6 protein-coding genes are annotated in these 7,992 nt (G+C 47.6%); 4 read left to right on the top strand and 2 right to left on the bottom strand.

The genetic code is table 11. The features are described from left to right. Nucleotides 1-347 precede the first annotated feature (347 nt). Entirely contained in the window at nt 348-1,361 is a 1,014-nt protein-coding gene (locus AC58QD_RS21485; RefSeq protein ID WP_497337053.1) for a hypothetical protein, read from the bottom strand. Nucleotide 1,362: 1 nt separating this feature from the next. Further along, nucleotides 1,363-1,710 (bottom strand): PadR family transcriptional regulator, encoded by a 348-nt coding sequence (locus tag AC58QD_RS21480; RefSeq protein ID WP_497337052.1) that lies wholly within the window; start codon nt 1,708-1,710, stop codon nt 1,363-1,365. Between the two features lie 432 nt (nt 1,711-2,142). On the opposite strand from AC58QD_RS21480, the gene AC58QD_RS21475 reads away from it, so the two are divergent. From AC58QD_RS21475 to AC58QD_RS21460, 4 genes are all read left to right on the top strand, one after another. Continuing rightward, a complete protein-coding gene (locus tag AC58QD_RS21475) occupies nt 2,143-6,828 on the top strand; it encodes an Ig-like domain-containing protein (RefSeq protein ID WP_497337062.1) in 4,686 nt (1,561 codons plus the stop codon). A gap of 455 nt (nt 6,829-7,283) precedes the next feature. Continuing rightward, nucleotides 7,284-7,415 (top strand): DUF4023 domain-containing protein, encoded by a 132-nt coding sequence (locus tag AC58QD_RS21470; protein ID WP_497337051.1) that lies wholly within the window; start codon nt 7,284-7,286, stop codon nt 7,413-7,415. Nucleotides 7,416-7,441: 26 nt separating this feature from the next. Continuing rightward, on the top strand, nt 7,442-7,627 hold the full coding sequence (locus AC58QD_RS21465; RefSeq protein WP_497337050.1) for a YjzC family protein: 186 nt from the start codon (nt 7,442-7,444) through the stop codon (nt 7,625-7,627). Between the two features lie 35 nt (nt 7,628-7,662). Continuing rightward, a complete protein-coding gene (locus tag AC58QD_RS21460; RefSeq protein ID WP_497337049.1) occupies nt 7,663-7,908 on the top strand; it encodes a hypothetical protein in 246 nt (81 codons plus the stop codon). The last annotated feature ends 84 nt before the right edge of the window (nt 7,909-7,992 follow it).

The following is a 7,992-nucleotide window of genomic DNA, read 5'->3' as shown; positions in this document are numbered from 1 at the left end:
TTTGAAGCGTGAGTTTATTTACTGCAACCCTAAATTCAAAACCAAACAAGAAGCGTTTGAGAAGTTGTACCGCTATCTCGAGTTCTTTTATAACCGAAAACGATCCAACAGTACCCTTGGCTACATGTCACCGATGCGCTTCGAACAGGAGTACTACAGACACGTTGCCTGAGTTAGGGGGGTCTACTTTCTTGACAGAAGAGCATTTTCCGCTTTAGCGCGAGGCCAGGCGCCGCTGCGCGAGCTGTAAAGCGGATTTTCCGCTTTAGCGCGAGGTCGGGCGCTGCTGCGCGGGCTGTAAAGCGGATTTTCCGCTTTAGCGCGAGCCCGGGCTCAACTCCTCCAGCTTACTTTTTAGCCTGAACTCCCTTAAAAAGCACATGCACACTATCGATGATAAGTACCGCTGCAATGAAATACACGATGCCTTCCGTTAAGCTGCTCCATATGTTGTTTACCGTTTCAAATCCATTGCTGTTGGCAACGATTAGACCCGATTGAACCATTTCGTTCATAAAATCAGGATTCCACACCGCTTGATCCTGGAATACGATAAGTGCTATTACAAAGGAGATGATATTGAATAGTACAAAGTACGCCGAAAGCTTTATCGACCATTTTTTTGTAACCAGCTTCAAACATTCTCTCAAAAGGCCAATCCCAAGCCAAACATACACAAACGGCAAATATTGCTTAAAAACCGCTTCATTCAGAAAAGGGACAAACGTCCTCTCACCTTCTGCAAACCTATGCAATCCGAGCAAATCCCTCGAGAAAATAAACAGCACCATAAACAAAACAGCAAAGATGATTCCCGTGATAGCTTCACTCGATTTAATCTGCGTCTTGGGGTTAGGGATCGGCTGCAGCTGAGAGGGTTTCCATGCTCCTTTGGCTGCATTTCCGATCTGAGCCACATTAACGCCGGCATATTCCATTAAGGCAAAGATGATCGTAACCCATGCAAATCCTTGGATGCTGACTGTAATTAAATAACCGAGATAACTCGTGAACTGCTCAATCACGTTCATAGGATTCAAGAAGAATTCAATCGCGAACACAACACTTAACCCGATCCAAATGGAGTAAGCCACAACCTTCAGAACGGTGAGATACATATCGAATATCTCGGGACTGATCAAATATCGCTTAGTGCTTCTGTACTTGACAGCCAGATCATAAGGATCGCCTAGCTCAAGAAGAATCTCCTCCACATGCTGCTGCGTTATTACCTCTCCGTCCGGAACACGTTCATCCAGCATATCTTCAATTAAGCCGCGCACTTCCTTCTCGATATCCGCTATTTGCTTCTCAGGCAATTTGTGAGTCACTGCGTATACATATCGATTGATCATTTCCATACTAGCCGTCTCCTTTGCGATCAATTAAGCCTTCTAAGCCGGTGACCATGCTTCTCCACTCGACACATAGCTGTTCATATACTTCTTTCCCTAAGGGGCTAAGCAAATAGTATTTGCGGGGGCGAGCTTCATTCGTATCCCAACTGCTCTCGAGCAGTTGTTGCTTCTCCAATCGGCGCAGCAGCGGATATAACGTACCAGCATCGATGTCGAAGCCTTTGTCCTTAAGAACCGAAACCAACGAGTATCCGTATTGCGGCTCGAACAATTGACTGAGCACCCCGATAATAATCGTCCCGCGCCGTAACTCCTGCATTAGCCCATTGATCACTTCATTCGTATCGCTCATAGTATCAACTCCTGCACTTATTATACTGTGTTACACACACTATTGTAAATACCACTATATAGTTCAATTTTTATTATTAACAAAAAAAAAGGCTTAAATACCTTCTGATCAGGTACTCAACCCTTTTAACGAAGCTTGCAAAAATGATTAATGAGACCGCCACCGAAGCTGCACACATCAGCTATAACATTCCATACGACATATTTTGGCAATCATTTCCCCAAAACTAGTAAATTCGATCCATCTTTCGCCAATGAATGGAAATTATATTTAACCCACTTTATAATGTTAACTATATATCGATAAGGAGGTGGTCTCACAGAATCCAGGTTTTCGACGAACAATTGGAAGCGCCTCCATATGAACCTGCAGCTTAGATAAGCTTCCTCAATTTATCGAATCATGTGATATAAAAGGAGGAAATGAAATTTGATGATCCCTAGGACTTACATTCCTACAATGGCTTCTCGTGTTTCTCTGGTACTCATCCTTGCACTGCTTTTCAGTTCGGTAACGTGGACCCCCCTACAACTTCGAGCTATTGCTGCACCGCTGGAACTTAACATGGATTTTGAAAATTATAATACGGGGCCCTTGAATGGACAACAAGGTTGGTCAGCTGACAGCAAAACGACAGTCACCACGACGAATAGTCATAGCGGGACTCGCTCCGTACAAGTCAATGACGATGATAAGACGAAAGCTTTTGGACCTTTTAAAAATTTCACTCCCCTTTCGCAAGGCACTGTGGAGTGGTGGGCAAAGACGGATACCACGGCTAGACTGATCACCCAAATTCAAAGCTACAGCTCTTCTGGTACCCTAACGGCGGAATGGATGGGCTTCAACAGCACAGGCAATTTCGTCTACTACGATGGACCAACCAAGGTTGATACTGGTCCTGCTTATCAGTTGGATAAGTGGTACCGTTTTACGGTGTCGCTGGATGCGGCAACCCATACAAAGACGATCATCATCTCGGATGAAAATGGTCCCCTCTTCACCAAGACAGGTGTAGCGTTCCGTGACCCGGGAATTACCACACTGAACCGAATCCGGTTCTCTACGATCAGTACGGATGTAGGGACCTTCCACATCGATGACATCCGCATCCATGATCGGATTCAGAGCGATATGTCGCAATTGACCGGGATTTCCCTTGTTGACCGGGACTATACTTTATCAGTAGGACAGGCTGTGTATATGCAAGTTATAGGCCAGTTCTCTGATGGGAGCGTGAATATGATTCAACACAATAATCAATTTACATCCAGTCATCCCGAAGTCGCTATCGTGGATACAAACGGTATGATCCAAGCCGTAAACACTGGAGAAACAACAGTATCAGTAACGAATAGCGTGTATTCCACATCGGCTAACATCGTTGTGTACGGGCCAGGCGAAGCGCCGCCTTTCAAACAAATCACTCCTCGAGCGCTGCAGAAGGAAACCGATCTGACTGCACTCACGATTCTTACTCCTGCCGATGCAAGTTGGAAGCAAGCAGGTGAGCAGTTAGCCCAGTTGCTTGAGACGAAGTGGAATATTCATGCTTCTGTGGTGACTTCCGAGACCGAGCATATTGGGGATGGATGGGCAGGCAATGCGGTCGTTCTCGGCAATTTGGGCAACAATCCGCATTTGGCTCGCTTATACGGCTTGTACTTGTCCTACTCGGATGCAGTACACCCCGGTAAAGGCGGGTACCAGCTGCAGACCCTGGTTAACCCATTCGGAAAGGGAGGCAACACGCTCCTGATCGGAGCCACCGATCTTCCAGGCTTAACTGCGGGATTGGATCGGCTTTCTAGCACGATAGCGACCCTCTCATCTCCGATGCTCCCCTGGTTATCGGAAGCTGTGTTGTCGGATGACGCAGCAGCAGCCCTGCCTTTAGGCAAAGAACCGACCGAATCTGACTTCCAGCAGGCGATCGCTGAAGCGGACGGGATGATTGCTAAGCTCGTTCCGAACAGTACCGATGAGCTTGATGCTAATTACTTGCTGCAATTGTTCGGCAAAGTTACGTATTACGGCAAGTTATTTCAGCTAACGAACCATGACAAATACGGTCAGATTTATAGGCATTATTGGAAAGGCTACGCTTCCTTCTTGAATCGGTTCCCTCAAGTAGCACAAGCTCAGCTCACCTCGGTGAGGAATATGTGGACCAATGGGTACGCCACGATAGGGAGCTATACCGTTATGGAGGCTTCACCCGTATTCAACGAGCTTGATCGTAAGCAGATTGCGTCGGCGCTTTATTTGACCTATGAAGCCAATACCCGCGACGGGTACTTGACCAAAGCTCCTGCTACCGGAGCCCGTTACAATCATGACGTATTTCCTGCGCTCTCGATTATGTTCGGCGCGTCTTATTTCAAAAAGTATTACTCCTTCCCGGAATCGCAGAGTTGGTATGAGTTAGGCGACCGGATCTTCACGGGTAATACATCGAACATCAACCTGGATGAAGGCTCTGATTATTTGATGCACGTTCCGGGCGTTACTTTAGAATATGCAATGGCGACAGGCAACACCAGATTCCTAGCCAAAGGCTTGCGGCCTAGCGCGGATCTTAACGTAATGATGATTGACAACCTTGGAACGATGTCTGGCGGCGGCGACGTTTATCCGTTCGGACGAAGCAGCGCTTACTCCTGGAACCATTCACAGGTGCTGAATGCTGCCTCCTGGTTCTTCGGAGAACCGCTGTACCAATACATGCTGGAACGAACGAAGAACGGGCCCTTCGATGGCCAAAACATGAGTGATCTGGACTTCCCCTACCATCGTTTCCTGACCGATCAGACGGTCACTGACGAGATGGATGGAACTTATCCGATGGTTCAATCCTACCCGGTCGAGCAGGGTGTTTATGACGAATTACAAAGCGATACGTCCGAACCGTTGGATGTCCCGATTGAAGAGACGTTCCACAAGTTAGCCTTCCGTGAAGGCTATGATTTGAATGACAGTTATTTGATGCTCGACGGTTTCTCCGCCGGTAAGCATGGCCATATGGACGGCAACACCATCATCAAATACAGCGCCAATGGCCGCATCTTCATCGACGATCGGGATTACATTGAGAAAGCTCCTAAAAACCACACTGGGATGCTGGTAATCAAGGATGGCGTGCAGGAAGCCAAGCCGCCGCTGACCCGTTTGAAATGGGCTGCGGATGCTGACGGTATCGGTGTGAGCCGGAGCGAAACGCCGAATTACAATGGCACCGACTGGAATCGGTCGATTATTAGTCCGGGAGGCCGCTTTTACCTGATTTATGATGACTTAGTGATGAAAGAGAACGGGCGTTACACGTTGGAGAATACATGGCAGACGCTTGGCGGCTTGAAAGTGACCAAGGATCGGTTCGATGTAGAACAGCAGGGTGTCACGATGAGCATTCATAGCCTGGATGATTCAGACCTGCGTGAATATGAGCGCTATGGCCACTTTGTGAAATACTGGAAGACCATTTACCCTTATCCTTACGCGGATGAAGAGCATGTGCTTCGTGAAGTGAAGGAAGAGAAGGAATACGCCGCAGGAGACACAAGCCATTTCATCAACGTGCTATCAAGCACTGGCGAGAACAATCCTGCAATCAAGACCAAACGGCTTAACGAAGACACGGTTCACATTGAAGAGAACGGCAAGGAGTGGTATGCCTCTTGGGGGCCATTGGTTGCTGGACAATTAGCTTCGAACAGTAAATTCTCTCTGATCGGTGATGATGAAGTGCTCTTGGCCGAGGCAACCCGAGTCCGTATTGGAGACGCAACGTTGCAGTTCACGGAGCCTGTTCTGCTGAAGCTGAAGCCGTCGACAGGGGATTGGGAAGCGTACCGTCTGACTAAGGGGATGACCCGTTACGATGACAACGGCAATCCCATCTCCGACGGGACGCTTGATACTGGAACCGTTACTCCGGATCCAAAGCTCATTCGTGATCTCAAGGACGAGCTGAAAAAGAAAGAGAAGTCGATCGAGTGGAAGAAACCGAAGGGTGAGCATGCCAATCCGAACGACAATTGGCACAAGGAGCTTAGCTTTGGGGAGGCCGTTACTAGCTCGACAACAGGAGACGTGGATGGCGATGGGAATCCAGAGCTTGTACTTGGAGGCATCCAAGGCAAAGTGCAGGCCATCGGAACGAACGGTCAGCCGCTCTGGACGTTCCAGAGCTTGGGACGGGTTAACGAAGTGACCGTCCAGGAAGTAAATGGAGCACCTCTCATCTTCGTAGCTACTGAGAATTGGTTCGTCCATGTTCTTGATCCGAATGGAACGGAGCGTTGGCACACGGAGATCCCGAACACGCCTGAGCGCCGCGAGCAGAAAGGGAATTTGATCGGTGTAACGAACATTCGCGTTGCCCATGTCAACGGTCAGGATCAGGAGCCTTGGATTATGGTAGGTACCCAATTCCGTTATTTGTACGGATTTGATCTTCAGGGAAGCCTGCAGTACGAGGATATCGCTTATTTCTACGGTATTGAGGATATGGAGTTCCTTGATCTGGATCAGGACGGCAAGGATGAAGGTTTTCTAGGCTTGGAGTATTATTACTACTCCATTTGGAATGAAAGCAAGCTGACCCGATACGGTGGAACAAAAGCACCAGGACCAGGTTTCAAGGTAGTGGAGCCGCTTGAGACATGGAGCGGCAGTGCACAACCTGCAGTTGCATACGGGACAAAACAGAACAAGGTGCATCTGATCCAGTACAAAGGATCTCCCAAGGAGCTGTGGAGTCGGAACGTAGGCGGAGAAGTCAACGATATTCAAGCCGGAGATTTCGATGGCGATGGAGTGACCGAAATCCTTGTGGCTTCAGATGGCTTCCAGCTATACCTGCTGAATGCAGACGGGAGCGTACGGTGGAAAAAGACGCTCCATGACCGTGTTTTGCGCGCGGAAGCGGTCCAAACCGCAAACGGGGTACAGTATATGGCCGTAACCGACAACGGCGGTGTATACAGATTAAATGAGCAGGGCGAAGTTGTAGCGAAGGATGTATTCGAGGATCTTGTTCAAGGTGTTCATTCCGGAGCTGGCGCGGGGCAGTCGTGGATTGTCCTGGAGAACGGGAGCGTATATCGCTCTAGATAAAAGGTACACGAAGAAAGAGCCATGAGGGTTCATGGCTCTTTCTTGCATGCTTGCAGGGGCTTATGTCAGTTACGATAGTATCCTCCCTTCCTCGTCAAATCCAGCTATTGCGCTTCAAAGCCTTCCATCCAATTTGCCGCATCAGTTAAGTACCTGCCAGGCACCTATTATACGTTCACATCCCCATTTTGCGTGAATTAGGTGCTTCCGAGGTACCTATTGCTGCGTTTAACGTCTTCCATCCCCTTATCTGACTAAAATAAGTACCTGAAAAGCACCTATTGTAAGTTCACATCCTCATTTTGCGTGAATTAGGTGCTTCCGAGGTAACTATTGCTTCATGGTTTTCTGCACTGGTTGCTGAATAACAATTTCATTCCTGCCTATACATACTCTTTATTACAAATGGTTAAAGTAACAGCATGGTTGTACTCTTAACCAAGGAGGGGATTGCTATGGAGAACACACATGAATTTGTAGAAAAATTGCACGAGACACAGGAAAAACAAGAGAAGAATAAAGAGCATCAAGGAAAAGGCAGCCCAGAAAAACAGTTGTCTAATAAACGGCACAGCACTAATAAATAATTCAAAGGATACCGGAGGTCATCAAGATGGGAGAAAAAACAGAATTTCGTCCTGGAGAAGAAGCACCTAATACAGCTCACTATATTGAAATTGGCGAGAATGATGACATCATGCACATTAACAATCCTAAGAAAATCAGCATGAAAGCCGGCGACACGTTTCCTAACACATCCAACCATAATCGTAAATGGACTAAGATGGAAAGCAATTAATATAGGTATTTAATTACGAGGAGTTGAGAAGAACTGTGGCGAATAACAAAAACATGAATCCAGTGTCCGGTCAAACGGTTGAAGAGGATGGCGTATATTCAACGGAATGGGGCCGTGAAGAGCTCCTGAAGCGCGGAGACAAATTCCCGAGCGATCTCATGCTGGGAAATACGGAATGGAATCTGGAATCCCTTCCTACCACTGAACAGCAGACAGTTCTGGAAGATGAAAGTCTGCCTTTGAGAAAAAAGCATGTTCATGTCAGACGAGATAGTAAATGATGCATAATTCCCCCTAAGCTTCGATGCTTAGGGGGAATCACCATTTACAAATGACACACTTACTGCTGGCGAGCGCTACGAAAG

The sequence above is a fragment of the Paenibacillus sp. J2R1T-4 genome, from assembly GCF_059692235.1.
Note: the sequence above shows the minus strand (reverse complement) of the source record. Positions and strands in the feature narration are given on the sequence as shown.